This is a genomic window from Exiguobacterium sp. PFWT01 (genome assembly GCF_018255795.1).
Classification (GTDB): domain Bacteria; phylum Bacillota; class Bacilli; order Exiguobacteriales; family Exiguobacteriaceae; genus Exiguobacterium.
Window position 1 is genome coordinate 1,060,446 of the sequence record NZ_CP073755.1, and the last position, 18,280, is coordinate 1,078,725.

Below are 18,280 nucleotides of genomic sequence, written 5' to 3' on the forward strand. Positions count from 1 at the left end.
AGACAGATGTTACTTTCAAAAAAATGGTTGAATCAATATATTGATGTATCCGATTTAAGCGGCGAAGCGCTCGGTGACTTGATTACGAAGAACGGAATCGAAGTCGAAAGTGTGACAAATCGTGGGGAAGGACTTTCTGGGATTGTCGTCGGGCGGGTCCTTTCATGTGAGAAACATCCGGAAGCGGATAAGTTGAACGTGACGAAAGTGGACATCGGAGAATGTGACCCTGTTCAAATCGTCTGTGGCGCACCGAACGTGCGCGAAGGGCAACATGTGATCGTGGCCAAAGTTGGCGCACGCTTACCAGGACTTAAAATCAAAAAAGCAAAACTTCGTGGTGTCGAATCACAAGGGATGATTTGTTCACTCGAAGAGCTCGGCTTTGAGAAAAAACAAATTCGGGAAGACGAGCAAGATGGAATCCACGCATTCCGTGAATCCGTACAAGTCGGAGCAGATGTGCTCGATTTACTCGACTTGAACGATGAAGTCATCGAACTCGGCTTGACTCCGAACCGTTCAGATTGCTTGAGCCTCTATGGAATCATTCATGAGGTTGCGGCCATCTTAGAGCGTCCATACACGTTGCCGACGGCAGATGTCACGTCATCATCACCATCGGACGTGTCCATCGAACTTGCAACTCCGAACTGTTCATATTACGCAGCTCGTGAAGTCAAAGGGGTAACGATTGCAGAATCGCCACAATGGCTAAAGAATATCTTGATCGCAGAAGGTGTCCGTCCAATCAACAACATTGTCGACGTGACGAACTATGTGATGCTTGAAATCGGACAACCGCTTCACGCATTCGATGCGAAGAAACTCGGCAACTCGATTGTGGTCCGTCAAGCCGAAAATGGAGAAGAAATGGTCACACTCGACGACGTGACGCGCACGCTCGATTCATCGATGATGGTCATCACGGATGGGCAAGCTCCAGTCGCCATCGCAGGCGTCATGGGTGGTGCCAATACAGAGGTAGATCTTTCAACGACAGATATCATTTTAGAGTCAGCGTACTTTGATCCAGCATCCGTACGGAAGACGAGCCGTACGCTCGGTCTACGTTCAGATTCAAGCGCTCGTTTCGAAAAAGGCGTTGACCCAGAACGTGTCATGCTCGCGCTCGATCGCGCCGCGCAATTGATTGTCGAACTCGGTGGAGGAACCATTCATGATGCGGTGCGTTCAGGTGAAGCCGAATCACGTGCCCGAGAAATCCAAGTGTCGATTGACTATATCAACAAGCGCTTAGGGATGACACTCGATCGTCAGACGATCGTTCACATCCTGGAGCGTCTCGGTCTCGCGACAGAAGGGGATGATGTGCTGACAGTACACATTCCATCGCGCCGTCCGGACTTAGAGCTTCCGGCTGATATCACAGAAGAAGTGGCACGTCTATACGGATATGATAGTCTCCCGTCGACGTTACCTGCCTCTCAATCGAAAGGCTATTTGCCGACAATCAACGTATTGCGCAGGCAGACACGTCGCTTGTTACAAGGAGTAGGTTTATCACAAGCCATTACCTACTCGTTAACGAGTGAGGCACATGCGACACGTTTCGGTGGAGAAACCGATCAGCTCGTCCGATTGGCGATGCCGATGAGTGAAGAACGCTCTGTCCTTCGTACGTCGCTAGTCCCTGGGTTGTTAGAGGCGGCTCGTTACAACACGGCGCGTCAACAATCGAACGTCGCACTTTACGAAACAGGACGCGTCTATACGGAGCACGGAGAAACGTTACCACGTGAGAAAGAACGGGTAGCTGGCGTCGTCACAGGTCTATGGATGGATCATCGTTCGCAAGGAACACGGATCCCGGTCGACTATTTCGTCGCAAAAGGGATTGTCGACACGTTAGTCCAAACGCTTCGCCTAGATGTCACGTATGAGGCTGTATCGATGCCCGATATGCACCCAGGTCGCACGGCGAACATCTTGATGGACGGAAAGGTCATCGGATATGTCGGACAAGTGCATCCAGGAACATCGAAAGACGTCTACGGTATGAAGGAAGTGTATGTATTCGAACTCGACCTCTTGGCACTTCGTGGAGACGAGACACTTCTTTATCAAGACGTACCACGTTATCCATCGATTTCACGAGATTTGGCACTCGTCTTATCACGTGAGATTCCGGCTGGGACAGTGGAACAAACGATCCGCCAAGCGGCTGGTCCACTCTTGATTGACCTCGTCTTGTTTGACGTCTATACAGGGGAGAATGTTGGAGCGGATGAAAAATCGATTGCCTTCTCACTCAAGTTCCAAGACCCGTCACGAACGTTACAAGATGAAGAAGTAACGGCAGCATATGAAACGATCGTCGAGGCGGTCCGTGCGACACACGGCGCTGAACTTCGAGCGTAAAAAATATGGAGCGTTGTCCACCTGTGACAACGCTCCTTTTATTATTGAATCTCGAGTGCGAGATCGCCGAACTTGGTCCATCCGACAAGAGTCGTCACACGATAGAGGGCCCACGTAATGAGTGCAGGGAGTACGACGCCGGTCATCGTGAAGATGAGAAAGGCATCCAACCCTTGGACCGCTAAAATCTGAAGCGGGGCAATCAAGGAGTTGAGCCCGAGACCCGCGATTTCATATGGGACTTGGAGTGAGAACATCAAAGTAGCAATCGGTGCGGAAATCATCGCGGCGATAAACGGTGGGACGACGATTCGTGGGTTTTTGATGATATTCGGAAACTGCACTTTCGGTGTGACAAAGAATGAGGCGACCAATCCACCTGGGTCGGTTTGACGATATGCCATTAAGGTAAATCCAACAAATTGAGCAGAGCAACCGATCAAGGCAGCGGCGCTGGCGACAGGGTCAAGTTGAAGCGCAATGGCGAGTGCGGCAGATGATGCAGGCGACATGAGCATGACACTGAAAACAAGTGCGATGACAAGAGATGTGGCAATCGGCGACGTTTCTACAGATGCGGTGATCCCTTGACTGATTGAGTTGATAAGAGGAGTCGTGACCGCTGCTGCAGCAACCCCAACGATTCCACCACCTAATACGGCTGTGACCGGAACGACCATCATATCAAACTTTGTTTTTCTGAGGACACGTTTTCCAAGCCAGACAGCAGCCGCCGCTGCGATCAGTGCGCTAATCGGTTGACCTGGAACGAGGACGAGTCCGCTTTCTGTCGCTTTTAAAGCTGCACCGCCAATGGTTGCGGCAATCATGGCGCTAAATAGGATGAGCGTGTTGCTTCCAAGTTGAAACGCGACGCCAGCGCCTAAAGCGGGTGCCAATAACGATTTGGCGACTTGTCCAATCTGTACGAGCATCGCGATTCCGGTCAAATTACCAATCGTCTCAATCAATAAACCGACACCGAGCGTGACGAGGACGGCGTTTGCCATCCCTGCTGAAATTTTTACCATTCGATCCATCATATACTGCTTCACTTCCATCATCTCCTCTATGTCTTTGTGTCAATAAAAAAACCTATCCATCAAGGATAGGCGCGGTTTCAATCTACAGGCGCCTGTCCGATTACCACGGGAACAAGGGCCTGAAAAGTCGTTTTTGAAAACAAAACGATTTCAGTCCCTCAGTCGAATAATAATCAGCAGGCTGTTCATATGTACGGGATTGGACATTTCGAGCATCTCCTCTTCGTTGGATTTGCTAAAGAATACCATCTATTTTTGTAATAATCAATATTTTCTGAAAATAAACATAAAAAAATTCAGGAAGCCCAGTGGCATCCTGAATTAGCTCATTTGTAGTGAACGTGCTTGAATCTGATCATCGATAAAATTCATCGACAACGCATTGAATTGATCGGGTTGGTCTACATTGACCACATGACCAGAGTCTGCAACGATTTCAACATTGGCTGTCGGCTGATGTTTCGCTGTCCGTTCGACAGCTTCAAGAAACATGTAATCCTCATCACCCATAATATATAAAATCGGGACGTTCGTCTGAATCGAAGTGAACTGATTCAGTAAAGGATTAATATTTTCCGTCATTTTGAACCAACGGATAAACTCGCGTTGACATAAGTTCGCCGCATCGCGGACGAACATCATCCGAGACTTTTTGTGACGCTTCTTCGGGAGTAAAATCCATGCGAATAATTTATATAACCACATGTAGGGAACAAAGTTTTGCACAAGACTACCAAGTCGGATGAGCATCGTGGAGCGGACATTGAATTTGACGATGGCTCCGCCGAGAACAACCGATGCGATTCGATCGGGATAGTGCTCAAACATCGCCTGAATCACAATCGTTCCTAAAGACAGACCGACCATGTGTCCTTTTTCGATACCTAAGTGATCCATGACTTCAATGACGTCTTTGGCGACGACATCAAACGTATAGGCGTTCAACGGTTGTTTGAGCGACTGTTCAGCATCGTATGAACCGCCATGACCGCGTAAATCGACGAGCAGGACATTATATTTTTTACGGAAGGGACGAAGTTGACGATACCAATGCGATAAACTTCCTCCGGCCCCGTGTATGAAGATGACCCAAGGATGGTCATCACTAATCGTGTAGGTTTTATAATGCAACATGAACGCTATCCTCCAAAAATTTTAAGTTCATTTAACCATAAAATGAGTATATCACATTTGATGTCGAAGCTCTACAAACGACGTTCATTCAAGTTGAGGGCTTTCTTTGTATTCGCAAAATGGACTTTAGCAATCTTTTGTAAATAATCCTGACCATGACGTCGAATGATTTGAGCGGCGACTTGGTCGACTTTGGCCCCTGCACCTTTTGGAAGGGTCAATCCTGCTTGTTTACTTAGTTTGTCCATTTCTTTTAAGAAGAAAGCGCGAGCTAAAATGGATGCAGCTGCGACGGCGACATGAAGTCCTTCGGCTTTTGTGGAAAAGTAGACATCGTCGCGCACGATATCGCGTTCTGCCCGCAAATGTTGATAGTAGACCGACTTCTCTGCGAACTGATCGATGAGAATGGCATCGGGTTTTTGTCCAAGTTTTTCAAGCAACGCTCGAAGCGCAGCATTATGGGCGATGGCAGTCATTTTACCTTGTGTCATCGTACGTTGCATGTTGTTGTATGTTGGATTATGCAGTGTCGCTTTTTGATAAGGAATCGTAGCGTGTAAATCTTTCGCGATCCGGATGATTTCAGGGTCGGATAACTGTTTTGAATCTTTCACGCCGAGTTCTTTGACGAGTGCGATTTGATCGCGTGAGACAAAAGCCGCTACGACGACGAGTGGTCCGAAATAATCTCCTTTTCCGACCTCGTCGCTTCCAACGACAGACCAACTTGAAAATCCTTCAGGTAGGACGGTGTTCGGTGTGGATGCTTGTTTCTTCTCGGCGGGTGTTCCCCATTTCACTGCCTCGGTCTCGGCATCTTTTCCTTGGAACATCACTTTCCCTGATTGATAGACTGTTACGACAAATCCTGGTGTCTTGGCGCTGAATGTCGCATATTGTGGTGGCGCGACTGCATACTCATGGTACATCTTTTTTAGTTTTTCTTGTGATGCGGTTGATAGCTTGATGACTTGGTTGCCCAACATGAGCACTTCCTTTCTGTCTGGCAAATTCATTTTACATTTTTTTATGAATTTTTGAAACCGAAGATGAGGTTTTATCGTATAGGGAAGTGAGTAGAGAAAAGTGAGGTGAGGTGGACGTGTGGTGGCGCGATGACACGCAACAAGATGAGGTAGAGGAATTATATAAGCACATTCTCGAACTCGAGGCGAGAATTGCTAAATTAGTAGCTCATCAAGTGAGAGTGCGTCGGCTACTGATGCAAGATTCTTCTGAGGGCGTGACGGATCAAGTCGTTCAAGTTCAAAAAGAAGTGGAATATTTTTTAAACAGGATGCGGATCGAACGACAAGAACTTGTCGACCTATACAATCGGCGACGGATTGAACGTTCCATCGGGCGAGTTCGAGAAGTGAACGACTTATCCACTTCATCACTGTCGGAGTGGGATGAGATTGAAGATCGGCTTGCATTAGAAGTCGAACAACTTCGACGTGTACTGATGATGGAACAAAAACGTCGACAGGAGGGGTGGTAATGGAGGCAATCGATCAACTATATTGGTGGGTGTTGATCATCGCTGGTCTTGGAACCTTTATTTACATGATGTTCTCCGATGCGTTCGAAATGTTCGAGGGTTGGTTTAACCCTGCAGTCATCTTATCTTTCTTAGCACTAGGGGCAGGAATTGGGCTTATCTTAAACGCGTTGGCTCACGTTTCCCCGATGATCGGGCTCGCTGTTGCATTGGTCGGGTCTCTTGCTTTGACGACGCTTCTCTATTTATTTGTTCTCTTACCGCTCTCCAATGCGGAAGAATCCATTGGTTTGACGGATGAGGCATTAGTTGGACGTGTCGGACGATTGACCGTGCCCATTCCTGAAGGTGGGTATGGCGAAGTTTTGATTGAGACAGTAACGGGCTCGCTTTTAAAGACGGCTCAAAGCTTAGATGGTACATCGATTTCGACAGATCATCGGGTAGTCATCATTGAAGTAAAAGGCAATATCGCAATCGTCATGCCATATGACGAACCTACAATTCGAGAGGAGATATAACACATGAATACGGCTATTTTAGTCAGCATCATCGTCGGGGTCATCATCCTCGCACTTGTGTTTGTATTCGTATTAAAATATCGCACAGTCGGACCAGATGAGGCACTGATAGTGACAGGTAGTTATTTAGGCAAGAAAAATGTACATAGCGATACATCTGGTAACCGCGTTAAAATCATTCGTGGTGGCGGGACGTTCGTCTTCCCGGTATTCCAACAAGCAGAACCTCTCAGTTTGCTCTCTAGCAAATTAGAGGTCACGACACCTGAAGTCTATACAGAGCAGGGTGTCCCGGTCATGGCGGACGGAACAGCCATCATTAAAATTGGCGGATCGATCAGTGAAATCGCGACAGCGGCTGAACAGTTCCTCGGAAAACCAAAGATTGAACGAGAAAACGAAGCGAAAGAAGTGTTAGAAGGTCATTTGCGCTCGATTTTAGGTTCTATGACCGTTGAAGAGATTTATAAGAACCGTGACAAGTTCTCGCAAGAAGTTCAACGAGTCGCATCACAAGACTTGGCGAAGATGGGGCTAGTCATCGTGTCATTCACCATCAAAGACGTTCGAGATAAGAATGGATACTTAGAATCGCTAGGGAAGCCGCGTATCGCCCAAGTGAAGCGTGATGCTGATATCGCGACTGCGGAAGCGGATAAAGAGACGCGCATCAAACAGGCGGAAGCGATGAAAGATGCGAAGAAGGCCGAACTTGAGCGTGCGTCTGAAATCGCGGAAGCTGAGAAAGAGAACCAACTCCGAATCGCGGCTTATCGCCGTGAGCAAGATGTTGCCAAAGCCCGGGCCGACCAAGCGTACGAGCTTGAGGAAGCGCGTGCGAAACAAGAAGTCACCGAACAACAGATGCAAGTTCAAATCATCGAGCGTCAAAAGCAAATCGAACTCGAAGAGAAAGAAATCATGCGTCGTGAGAAACAATATGATTCAGAAGTGAAGAAAAAAGCCGATGCGGATCGATACTCGATTGAACAGTCTGCCGCTGCGGATAAAGCACGTCAAATCGCAATTGCGGATGCAGAGAAGTATCGTATTGAAGCACAGGCGAAAGCCGATGCGGAACGCGTACGTTTGGCAGGTCTTGCAGAAGCGGATTCTGAACGTGCGAAAGGTGAGGCGGAAGCGGAAATTATCCGTTTGACCGGTCTTGCAGAAGCCGAAGCGAAAGAGAAGATTGCCGAAGCCTTCGCGCAATACGGACAAGCGGCGATTCTCGATATGGTCGTCAAAATGCTTCCTGATTATGCGAAAGAAATTGCATCGCCACTCGGTAACATCGACCAGATCACGGTCGTGGACACGGGGAGCGGACAAAACGGTGGAGCTGGTAAAGTGACAGGTTACGCAACCGACCTCATGGCATCGCTTCAACAAACATTAAAAGCTTCTTCGGGTATCGATATGAAAGACTTACTCGAGAACTTTGCAGGGAAAGGGAACGTTGCGAAAGCCCCAACACCGGAGCGTGAATTAGCGGATACAACGGTTGCTGCTTCAAAGGAATAACCGACACGAGCCATAGACATCGTCTATGGCTCTGTTTTTGCACATGATTGACTAGTATGAAATCACTTCTGCTGCTTTTAGGACGGAAATAAAATAATATAACGTCGGCACGAGCGTGATGAATAGACCGAACCATTTCGTTCGCGGTCTGAACTGTAAAATAAATCCGACCGTCCATAATACAAACCAAAGCATGAAATACCAACGATGTTGTGGGGTATCTGTTTCTGCTATACCAGGACCGCTCAACCAAAGTGATAATAAGAGAACAAATAATCCTGATATGACGTTCCAACTATGTCGAATTATCTTTTCAATCATTCCGTTAATCTTCCTTTCGGATCTGACATCATAGTCATTCATCATGTATATTCAATGATTAGAAAAAAATCCCTTTTGAAACATCTAACACTCTCAGATGTCCCCGACATTTTATTACCACAACTTTTAAAAAAAATCATGGAGAACAATGCCTTCTCGGTCGATATAAGGGTTGTCAGACCATTAGAGAGAGGGAGTATTGAATACATGAAGAAAAGCATAATGCTCAGTACAATCACAGCTTGTACCCTTTGGTTGTCGGGTTGTCAGTCGGTTATCGACGATCCGAATACCACTGTAGAAGAACGACAGACGATGGGGGTCGTCCTATCTGACGTTGGTCTCGGGGACCAATCGTTCAGTGACGCAGCCATGCGCGGGATGGGTGAGCTACGTGAGACGGGTGATTGGTTCGTTGATTATCGTGAACTGTCCGAAACGGAGACGTACAAAGTTGGCTTTGAAGAATTGGTAGAAGAGGGACATGATGTGATCGTCGGTCTCGGTTTTGCGTGTCAAGAAGACTTAGAGGCCGTTGCGGCTGAACATCCGGAACAGCAATTCGCTTTGATCGATGGTGTGTCTGAACTTCCGAACGTCTTGAATATTACGTTTGAAGAAGGAGAGGGCAGTACGCTTGCTGGCGCGGTGGCTGGTCTTGAAACAGAGTCCGATACCATTGGGTTTATCGGAGGAATGGATATTGAACTCATTCAGAAATTTGAAGCAGGATTTGAACGTGGCGCTAAGGCAGTGAACGAGGACGTGGAGATGCTCGTTGACTTCTCGAATGATTTTGCTTCACCGGAGCTCGGTCGTGAACTCGCTGAGAAACAAATTAAAGCGGGCGCAGATGTTCTTTATGCTGCAGCAGGACTGACAGGGGTCGGTGTACTCGAGACGGCTGAAAAATACGGCGTCAAGGCAATCGGGGTCGATAGTGATCAATCGATGATTGCACCAGATGCGGTTGTGACGTCGATGTTGAAACAAGTCGATTTGGCGATTGTAGAAATCGCGGGTCGTGTGACCGAAAAACCATTTAATGAACACGTCATCCTTGGAATTGAAGAGGGCGGCGTCGGCTTGGCTCCGCTTCGTCGCATTCAATGGGATGAGAAAGAAACATCAGAGTATGAATCGGTAGAACGTCAGTTGAAGGAGGGGACACTTAAATGAGTTTACGTAAACGTTTTATCTTCTCAACCGTCTTCACCGTCGTCTTGATCGTACTGATGATGAGTTACGTCTTGTCGACGTTGAATCGCTTGCAAACGTATAACGAGCAGTATGGAAGTCAAATGATTGAATTGTCTCAACTTGAAACGTCACTCCTACAAGAACAATCCCTCTGGACGTCACTTGGCGAACAGTCGAACCAATCTACATTGACTCAATTAGAGCGCATCCGTGTGACGAACGCGGAAACGTTCGATGATTTAAAACAGTCGTATTTGATTCCGGCATTTTCAAATCATTTAGACCGTGCCACGATGAAGTACGAACAGGTGAACGAAGATGTCGAGTCGGCACTTGAAGGTGGTATCGGAGCTCGGATTCAGGCAGCAAAACTGGAAGGTTTGTTAAATGATATCAATACGTTGATTGCAAAGAACGGTTCATTCTATGAAGCGCTTCAAGTGGAGGCGGCAAATGAGACGGAACGTCTCTTGTTGATCTCGGTCCTCTTGACGATTCTCGTCATCCTAGCGCTCGGAATCTACAACTTCTTCTTTGCCCGTTCAATCACTCGACCACTCGAAAAAACTGTCAAGGTGGCCGAAGCGATTGCGGCCGGACGTCTCGTCACGTTGCCTGAGTCGACGCGCAATGATGAAATCGGACGTCTTGAACGTGCCATGCGTGACATGACGGCGTCTCTTCAGACGGTGATCGGGTCAATCCGAGTCACATCAATGAAAGTGAACGGGATGACCGAAACGGCCGCGGCCGAAAATGAAGCGGTCGTGAGTACGACATCTAACATCACGAACGCAGTTGATGAGATGGCACACGGAGCACAGTCGATTGCAAATGAGTTGCAAGAAACGCTCAGCTCAGTGCATACGATGGCGACTTCATTTGAGACGAGCTTGAACCAGACGAAACAAACGACGGAAGAAACGTCAGAAATGACACGTGAAGTAGCGGCTGGGATTGAAACATTAACGGACCAGGAGCACATTTTAGATCGCTCAAGCGAACGGAATGAAGTGCTTGTTTCGCGAATGGACCACTTTGCACGACAAACGGCTGAGATTGAGGCGATGGCGAAACTTGTCGAAGACGTCGCGGCTCAAACGAATTTACTTGCCCTCAATGCGGCAATCGAGGCAGCCCGTGCGGGAGAAGCGGGACGAGGATTTGCTGTCGTAGCAAGTGAAGTGAAGAAGTTGGCGGAAGAGAGCAACAAGGCGACTCGCTCTATTTTCCACGTCGTCGAGACGATCCAGCAAGAAGTCGTCCGTTTGACGGAAACGGTGAATGAGTCAAAACGCGAGCAAGAGGCGCAATTAGAAGCGTTCGGATTGACAAAAGAAGCATTCAACCGAATCCATGAACGGACAGACCACGTCGCTTCGTTCGTACGCACGATCGAACAAGAGATGCGCACATCGAGTAACGAGGTAAACAACGTCTTGCGTCGAGTTGAAGAAGTATCTGGGGTGACGGAAGAGTTGGCCGCAGGAAACGAAGAAGTGGCAGCCTCGATGAAAGAACAGCAGGCAAGCTTCGATCAAATCTTTACATTGATGCAAGAGTTAGAAGGACAGGCAGCGGCACTCGCTGACCAGGTTCAGCATTTCGAAGAAGAATAATCGAACAGTGAACAGTAGGAACGGAGGCCACGTGATGGTCTCCGTTTTTTCCGTCATTCTATAACCTGTTCATAGAAATTGTGTCGATGAATATCGTTACATGTACGAGTGCGATATGGAACACGCAATCAAATCATTTCCTAAAGTCAAGATTGTGGGGAAGAACGAGACGTGTTTAGAAACACATGATTCGCCATACTGAACGTAACAGTCGAACAGGGTGGTGATCCGCTTGGAAAGATGGAAACAACTCGTCATCGGTCTCCTAGTCGTTCTTTTTTTAGGAGTGGGCTATTTGTTTTATCAAAAGGAACCGGAGCAACGAATGGTGGACGAATTCGTCATGGAACCTAAGGAGGTCACGCCGACCACGTCCCCAGAACGTATGGAGCTCGTTGTGTATGTGACAGGTGCGGTTGAATCTCCGAACGTATATACCGTACCAGAAGGGGCGAGAGTGGGCGATGTGCTCTCTTTGGCAGTTCTGACAGATGAAGCTGACCCAGAGCAGTTGAACTTAGCACAGTTGTTAGTTGATGGAGTCAAAATCATCGTGCCGAAAAAAGGAGAAACACCGATTTCGCAAGACTCACCGAGTACCGAGGTCGAAACAAACGGTGTTCATGTCAACAGTGCGACGAAAGAGGAACTGATGACGGTTCCAGGAATTGGTCCAGCCAAAGCCGAGGCGATTTTAAATCATCTGAAAGCGAACGGTCCATTTAAAACATATGAAGCGCTAGGTGATGTGAAGGGGTTCGGCGAAAAGACATTAGAAAGTATGAAGCCATATTTATTGGTACCTTAAGATGCCGCTGTTTCCATTATTTGCGGTACTCATTGTAACTGGTCTGACAGAAGGATTCTATTTGGTCTCTGTGGTCGCTAGTGTCTTTTATCTGGTCACACGACGTGGGCAAGGCCTGTATGCGAAAGCCGGAGTGATTGGACTCATCTGTATCGCATCGTTCCATACGACCCCTACAGAATCGTTACCGTCAGACACGATTGCCTTCTCAATCGAAAATCGAAAAGAGAATGGGAAATCGGTAAGACTATACGGGAACGTAGACAATCTTCAGGGCGTCTTACGAGGACGCGAACTAAATCGCGGACGACCAGGAGAGACGTGCCTCGTGCAAATCGAAATAGAGGCGTTTCAACCGTTACGAAACACCGGGGGATTTGATGAACGGGCTTGGGCACGGAGTTCAAACATATCCTTTAAAGGGAAGGTGAAGCGAATCGACACGTGTCGTTCGACGGCAGGGTGGGACGGTCGGATGCTACGTTGGAAAGAGCGAAAACTTCAGCAAATTGAGCATCGTCATCGTGCGGATGTCGCATTATATATGGAGGCATTGTTGTTCGGAGAGAGTCGAATGCTAGATGAACAGACCTCATTTTCTTATCGTGTGACGGGCCTTCTTCATCTTCTTGTAATTTCCGGTTCACATATTGCTATGTTGATCGTGGCCATGCGCATATTGATGCAGCCAATCCCTATTCGACGTGAAACGAAGACGGTACTGATGATCTTTAGTATTACGATGTTCGGATGGATGACTGGTTTTTCCCCACCTGTCGCAAGAGCTGTCGTCGTCGCAGATGCGATCCTCTTTCTCTCTCTTTTCGGTGTGACGATTCGAGACCCGATTCGGCTCTTGAGTTGGTGTGCGGCGGGCATGTTGACCGTTCAACCGTTCCTTCTCACGAATCTGGGTTTCCAATTGACGGTCGGGATGACCTTCTTTTTGTTAGTCACGAGACAAATCTGGACAGGACTAATCGAGTTGTCCGTTTTCGCACAGCTGTTTGGGCTGATTGTACTATGGCAAGTACAACCGGTTCTATCCGTCGCGGCACCGATATGGAATCTCGTGATGGCCATCTGTATCTCATGGATCATCATGCCACTCGCATTTGTCACATGGATGATTCCTTCGATTGCCCCGTTGTTCATGGTTGTCTTGGACGCGATTCATGGAATGTTCACTCTCCACGATGATTTACGACCTTGGCTTCCGTTGCACGATCTGGCGTTGGCGTCGCAAATCGCATTGTGGCTAGGGTTATGGGTGAGCTTGACGCTGATGAATCGAAAACGATGGATCGGATGGGGGGCGGCCATCATGACATGTGGGTTGATTGCGGGATGGTCAGAATGGTCGGAATCCTCCCGGGTGACCTTTTTGGATGTCGGGCAAGGTGATGCAATCGTCGTAGAATCGGGAAGAACGATTGGTGTCATTGATGTAGGGGGCGTATTTCAAGATCCAAACGAGCAAAAGCGAAGCACATTTGACCCGGGGGAAGATGTACTGGTCCCTTATTTATGGAAACGTGGGGAGCGTTCGCTTGATTTTGTCCTGTTGACCCATGCGGATCATGACCACATCGGCGGATTAGAGGGATTATTGAAGGTAGTGACGGTAGAAGAGCTTTGGATATCAAAAGAAGTGGCGAATGCTGAAAAACGAGAAGAACTGCTACACTTAGCAGCGGCCTATGATGTATCGGTCCGTTATCTCGAGGCAGACGATCGGCCGACGCCATGGATGTGGATTGTGGCACCGAATCGCCCACACGAAGATGAAAATGATCATTCGATCAGCCTGTACATGAACGTAGGTGGCATGCGGTATCTATTGACAGGAGATTTGCCGATAGAGGGAGAAGCAGAGTTACCGACGCTTGACGTCGACGTATTTAAATTAGGGCATCACGGATCCAACACGTCGTCGGGGGAAGAACTACTTGAGCGAATCGATCCAGAATGGATCATTGCGAGTGTCGGTTCGAACAATCGATATGGACATCCGCACATAGAGACGTTACGACGGGTTGTGGGCAGACGTCTATTACGAACCGACTTAAATGGAATGATTGTCTGTGAAGAGAACATGTGTCGGGGGATCATCGAGTAGTACAGGATAAAATGTGATACACTAAAAAACGATTGCTCCCCCGGGGCAATCGTTTGATCACTTATAGACTTAAGAATTTGATGATGACACCGATGAAGAAAATCGTGAAGAAAAAGCCAAATGGGACGATGAAGCCGATCGCAGAGTCGATGGCGTCATTACGTTTGCATTGAACGTCATTTTCAAACGGGTTTTCACTCGGTGGGCGTACTGAGTTGATTTGCATATTAGGTCCCTCCTTATCATACTTCCTTTATAAGTATAGCGAATCATGGGAAGATAATCTATGTTTAGATGAGAATAAATTGTGAAAGTGGTGTGTGTTTTGAATGAACCGTGGTTACATAATGGAAAACTGGCGAGCGTCTATGTTCTCCATGGCACCGAAAAATATTTGTTAGAGACGTGGGAACGTGAAATCGTGAAAGCGGCCAATCCATCCGGTGATCAATTTGATGTCATGCAACTAGATCTTCAAGAGACGTCACTCGATACGGCGCTTGATGAAGCGGAGACCGTCCCTTTCTTTAGTGAATATCGCACGGTTATCGTGAAAAATGCCCAGTTCTTAACGGGTGCGAAAGAGAAGCAAAAGCACAATGTTGAACGTCTGGCGGAATATGTCGTGCAACCGGCGACCTACTCGGTTCTTGTCTTGATTGTCGAGTCAGAAAAACTCGATGAGCGGAAGAAAATCGTGAAGCGTCTGAAAGAGCGTGCCATCGTCCTCGAAGCGAAAAAGCCGAGCCAAAACGAACTGATGCGATACGTGAACGATGCATTGAGTCGTGAACAACAAAAGATGGAGCGCTCTACGATGGAGCGTCTTTTATTCCTATGTCAGGATGATTGGGGAAAGTTGGTTCGCGAATTAGAGAAGTTACAGTTGTACGCGGGAACGGGTGCGACGATTCCGATTGAGATTGTGAATGATTTAGTTCCACGTACATTAGAAGATAACGTCTTTCAGCTCTCGGAGCTTCTCGTCAAACGACAAGCTGATGCAGCGCTTCGATTGGTTCGGGATTTAGAAAAACAAGGGCAAGAACTGATTGGACTACTCGGGTTGCTTGCTAGACAATATCGGAACATGTACCTGTCAAAACAGTTGACGGAGGCAGGTTATGGAGAGAAGCAAATCGCATCGAAAATCGGGGCCCACCCGTATACAATCAAATTGGCGACACAAGCGAGTCGGGGCTTTTCCGAGGCTCAGCTCGCACGAGCGCTGACCTTGATTGCAGACGCGGATGAAGCTATGAAAACGGGACGTGGTGACAAACAAATCGTGTTCGATACGCTCGTTTGTCAACTGGCCTTATTGTGAGGTGAAGGAATGGGATTCAAACAAGTGACACTTCAAGACGTGATTCCGCTCCGTCATGTTGTGCTCAGACCAGGAAAAGACGTTGAGACGTGTTATTTTGAAGGGGATGAGGCACCGACGACGCGACACTTCGCTTGGGTTGAAGGCAATCGAGTGCTATCGGTCGCTACAGTCATGCTGTCCCCGAAACAAATCGAGGGTGAGGGGATTCCGCTCCAACTCCGTGGTATGGCGACGGATCCTCATGTTTCGGGACAAGGAATCGGCTCTCGGTTTTTACAGGCACTCCATGATGAGCTGGGATGTTCATGGTGGTGTAATGCGAGAGAAGTGGCTGTCCGTTTCTATGAACGAAATGGGCTTACACCAATCGGAGAGCCATTCGACATTCCTGAGATCGGTACTCATTACATCATGGTATACAAAAAAACAGCCGGCTCCGAATAGGAGGCGGCTGTTTCGTGTGATCTCTAATTAGAGAGCAGCGATACGAGCTGCGAGGCGTGATTTATCACGACCTGCTTTGTTTTTGTGGATAAGACCTTTTGACGCAGCCTTGTCGAGCTTCTTCGTAGCGAGAACGAAAGCTTCTTGAGCAGCTTCTTTGTTTCCTTCGAGTACGAGAGCATCAACACGTTTTACTGCTGTACGCATTGCCGCTTTCTCTTGTGAGTTCGCAACACGACGTTTTTCAGAAGTTTTTGCACGTTTGATTGCTGATTTGATGTTTGCCATTGTTTGTCACCTCCTGAAACAAGAAAGTGTATGTTCTTATTACTTCAAGTAATCATTCAACAGAACAAGCACAATTGTAGCAAACGGTTATATGAAAAGCAACCACTTGATGATTATTCTGAAAACTATCTGTGGTATTGTTGTAGTAGGTCGTACACATTACTTTAGGATTTTGATATAATGACACGGTATGCATGAGAAGGATAGGTGAACCCATATATGAACAAACAAGAATTAGAGAATCGTCAGAAGAAGATTCGCAACTTTTCCATCATCGCGCACATCGATCATGGAAAGTCGACGCTCGCTGACCGGATTCTTGAGAAGACTGGTGCACTCACGGCTCGTGAGATGAAAGAGCAGACGCTTGACGCGATGGACTTGGAGCGCGAGCGTGGAATTACAATCAAATTGAACGCCGTCAAATTGAATTATACGGCGAAAGACGGAGAAGAGTATATTCTTCACTTGATCGACACGCCAGGACACGTCGACTTCACATATGAAGTGTCACGTTCGCTTGCGGCATGTGAAGGTGCGATTCTCGTCGTCGACGCAGCGCAAGGAATTGAAGCACAAACCCTTGCGAACGTTTATTTAGCACTCGATAACGACCTTGAAATCATTCCGGTCATCAATAAAATCGACTTGCCGTCAGCGGATGTCGAGCGGGTCCGTCAAGAGATTGAAGACGTCATCGGACTCGATGCGAGTGACGCGGTCCCGACTTCTGCAAAAGCGGGAATCGGGATTGAAGAGATTCTCGAACAAATCGTGGAACTTGTCCCTCCGCCTACAGGGGACCCGTCTGAACCATTGCAAGCTTTGATTTTTGACTCGTACTACGATGCCTACCGCGGTGTCGTCGCATCGATTCGTATCGTGAACGGTTCAGTCAAAGTAGGAGACAAGGTTCAAATGATGGCGACCGGCAAGACGTTCGAAGTGACGGACCTCGGTGTCTCGACGCCAAAACCGATCTCTGTTAAAGAATTGAACGTCGGTGACGTTGGTACGCTTTCTGCATCCATTAAAACAGTCGGAGATGTTCGCGTCGGGGATACGATCACACTTGCTAAAAACCCGGCAACGAGTCAACTACCTGGTTATCGCAAGATGAACCCGATGGTGTACTGTGGTTTGTATCCGATTGATGCGGCTAAGTACAACGATCTTCGCGAGGCACTTGAGAAACTTCAGCTCTCGGATGCCGCGCTCGAGTTTGAACCAGAGACATCGCAAGCGCTCGGTTTTGGTTTCCGTTGTGGATTCCTAGGGATGCTTCATATGGAAATCATTCAAGAGCGGATTGAACGTGAGTTTAACATCGACTTGATTACGACGGCACCATCGGTAATTTATCACGTGACGACGACTTCAGGCGAAGTGATTCACGTCGATAACCCATCGAAGATGCCAGAGCAACAAAAAGTCGATTCGATTGAAGAGCCATACGTCAAGGCGGCTGTCATGACACCAAACGACTACGTGGGTGCCATCATGGAACTTTGCCAGAAGAAACGCGGAACGTTCATCGATATGCAATACATCGACACGACTCGCGTCAAAATCACGTATGAGATTCCGCTCAGTGAAATCGTCTATGATTTCTTCGATCAGTTGAAATCGAGCACGAAAGGCTATGCGTCTCTCGATTATGAGTTGATCGGCTACCGTCAATCGCGCCTCGTGAAGATGGATATCTTGCTCAATAACGAAGTCGTCGATGCACTCAGCTTCATCGTTCACCGTGACTTCGCGTACGAGCGTGGGAAGGTCATTGTTGAGAAGCTTAAGGCACTCATTCCACGGATGCAGTTCGAAGTTCCAGTCCAAGCGGCTGTCGGAACCAAAATCGTCGCACGTTCTACGATTAAAGCACTTCGTAAAAACGTTTTGGCTAAATGTTACGGAGGAGATATTTCACGTAAACGGAAACTCCTCGAGAAACAAAAAGAAGGTAAGAAGCGCATGAAGATGGTCGGGTCCGTCGAAGTCCCGCAAGAAGCGTTTATGTCTGTTCTCTCAATGGACGAAGAATAA

The 18,280-nt window shown here is 47.7% G+C and carries 17 protein-coding genes; 11 read left to right on the forward strand and 6 right to left on the reverse strand.

The features are described from left to right. Positions 1 to 6: 6 nt before the first annotated feature. Entirely contained in the window at positions 7 to 2,382 is a 2,376-nt protein-coding gene (gene pheT / locus KD909_RS05485) for a phenylalanine--tRNA ligase subunit beta (RefSeq protein ID WP_211782616.1), read from the forward strand. A 41-nt stretch (positions 2,383 to 2,423) separates the two neighbouring features. Here pheT and KD909_RS05490 read toward each other — a convergent pair whose 3' ends face one another. The 3 genes from KD909_RS05490 to rnhC form a co-directional block, all read right to left on the reverse strand. Then, the gene (locus KD909_RS05490; RefSeq protein WP_211782617.1) at positions 2,424 to 3,446 is read right to left on the reverse strand and encodes a PTS sugar transporter subunit IIC; all 1,023 of its coding nucleotides are present in this window, start codon (positions 3,444 to 3,446) and stop codon (positions 2,424 to 2,426) included. Positions 3,447 to 3,746: 300 nt separating this feature from the next. Further along, complete coding sequence (locus KD909_RS05495) at positions 3,747 to 4,559, reverse strand: alpha/beta fold hydrolase (protein ID WP_012726688.1); 813 nt, start codon at positions 4,557 to 4,559, stop codon at positions 3,747 to 3,749. A 71-nt stretch (positions 4,560 to 4,630) separates the two neighbouring features. Further along, positions 4,631 to 5,545, reverse strand: a complete 915-nt coding sequence (gene rnhC / locus KD909_RS05500) for a ribonuclease HIII (RefSeq protein WP_371744419.1) — start codon at positions 5,543 to 5,545, stop codon at positions 4,631 to 4,633. A gap of 119 nt (positions 5,546 to 5,664) precedes the next feature. On the opposite strand from rnhC, the gene KD909_RS05505 reads away from it, so the two are divergent. The 3 genes from KD909_RS05505 to KD909_RS05515 are packed head-to-tail and all read left to right on the forward strand — an operon-like array spanning position 5,665 to position 8,108. Next, on the forward strand, positions 5,665 to 6,063 hold the full coding sequence (locus KD909_RS05505; protein ID WP_031423194.1) for a hypothetical protein: 399 nt from the start codon (positions 5,665 to 5,667) through the stop codon (positions 6,061 to 6,063). Further along, on the forward strand, positions 6,063 to 6,584 hold the full coding sequence (locus KD909_RS05510) for an NfeD family protein (RefSeq protein WP_031423196.1): 522 nt from the start codon (positions 6,063 to 6,065) through the stop codon (positions 6,582 to 6,584). The genes KD909_RS05505 and KD909_RS05510 overlap by 1 nt, the downstream gene beginning before the upstream one ends. A 3-nt stretch (positions 6,585 to 6,587) precedes the next feature. Beyond that, positions 6,588 to 8,108 carry a flotillin lipid rafts scaffold protein FloT gene (locus KD909_RS05515; RefSeq protein WP_012726684.1) on the forward strand — a complete coding sequence of 507 codons (1,521 nt, stop codon included), beginning with the start codon at positions 6,588 to 6,590 and terminating at the stop codon, positions 8,106 to 8,108. A gap of 51 nt (positions 8,109 to 8,159) precedes the next feature. Here the strand turns inward: KD909_RS05515 and KD909_RS05520 are convergent, their stop codons facing one another. Continuing rightward, positions 8,160 to 8,429, reverse strand: coding sequence for a hypothetical protein (locus KD909_RS05520; RefSeq protein WP_012726683.1), 270 nt, complete (start codon positions 8,427 to 8,429; stop codon positions 8,160 to 8,162). Positions 8,430 to 8,636: 207 nt separating this feature from the next. Here KD909_RS05520 and KD909_RS05525 point away from each other — a divergent pair, with 207 nt between their 5' ends. The 4 genes from KD909_RS05525 to KD909_RS05540 all read left to right on the forward strand — a co-directional run bounded on the left by KD909_RS05525 (position 8,637) and on the right by KD909_RS05540 (position 14,175). Then, entirely contained in the window at positions 8,637 to 9,608 is a 972-nt protein-coding gene (locus tag KD909_RS05525) for a BMP family lipoprotein (protein WP_031423197.1), read from the forward strand. Further along, entirely contained in the window at positions 9,605 to 11,248 is a 1,644-nt protein-coding gene (locus KD909_RS05530) for a methyl-accepting chemotaxis protein (RefSeq protein WP_211782619.1), read from the forward strand. The genes KD909_RS05525 and KD909_RS05530 overlap by 4 nt, the downstream gene beginning before the upstream one ends. Before the next feature lie 223 nt (positions 11,249 to 11,471). Then, positions 11,472 to 12,056, forward strand: a complete 585-nt coding sequence (locus KD909_RS05535) for a helix-hairpin-helix domain-containing protein (RefSeq protein ID WP_235189284.1) — start codon at positions 11,472 to 11,474, stop codon at positions 12,054 to 12,056. A 1-nt stretch (position 12,057) separates the two neighbouring features. Further along, positions 12,058 to 14,175, forward strand: coding sequence for a DNA internalization-related competence protein ComEC/Rec2 (locus KD909_RS05540; RefSeq protein WP_211782620.1), 2,118 nt, complete (start codon positions 12,058 to 12,060; stop codon positions 14,173 to 14,175). Positions 14,176 to 14,236: 61 nt separating this feature from the next. Here KD909_RS05540 and KD909_RS05545 read toward each other — a convergent pair whose 3' ends face one another. Continuing rightward, complete coding sequence (locus KD909_RS05545; RefSeq protein WP_012726678.1) at positions 14,237 to 14,401, reverse strand: YqzM family protein; 165 nt, start codon at positions 14,399 to 14,401, stop codon at positions 14,237 to 14,239. Between the two features lie 90 nt (positions 14,402 to 14,491). On the opposite strand from KD909_RS05545, the gene holA reads away from it, so the two are divergent. Beyond that, positions 14,492 to 15,502 (forward strand): DNA polymerase III subunit delta, encoded by a 1,011-nt coding sequence (gene holA, locus KD909_RS05550; RefSeq protein WP_249199104.1) that lies wholly within the window; start codon positions 14,492 to 14,494, stop codon positions 15,500 to 15,502. Between the two features lie 9 nt (positions 15,503 to 15,511). Beyond that, the gene (locus KD909_RS05555; RefSeq protein WP_211782622.1) at positions 15,512 to 15,949 is read left to right on the forward strand and encodes a GNAT family N-acetyltransferase; all 438 of its coding nucleotides are present in this window, start codon (positions 15,512 to 15,514) and stop codon (positions 15,947 to 15,949) included. Between the two features lie 27 nt (positions 15,950 to 15,976). Here the strand turns inward: KD909_RS05555 and rpsT are convergent, their stop codons facing one another. After that, on the reverse strand, positions 15,977 to 16,237 hold the full coding sequence (gene rpsT / locus KD909_RS05560; RefSeq protein WP_012726675.1) for a 30S ribosomal protein S20: 261 nt from the start codon (positions 16,235 to 16,237) through the stop codon (positions 15,977 to 15,979). Positions 16,238 to 16,456: 219 nt separating this feature from the next. Between rpsT and lepA the strand changes: the two genes are divergently transcribed. Continuing rightward, positions 16,457 to 18,280, forward strand: coding sequence for a translation elongation factor 4 (gene lepA / locus KD909_RS05565; protein WP_012726674.1), 1,824 nt, complete (start codon positions 16,457 to 16,459; stop codon positions 18,278 to 18,280).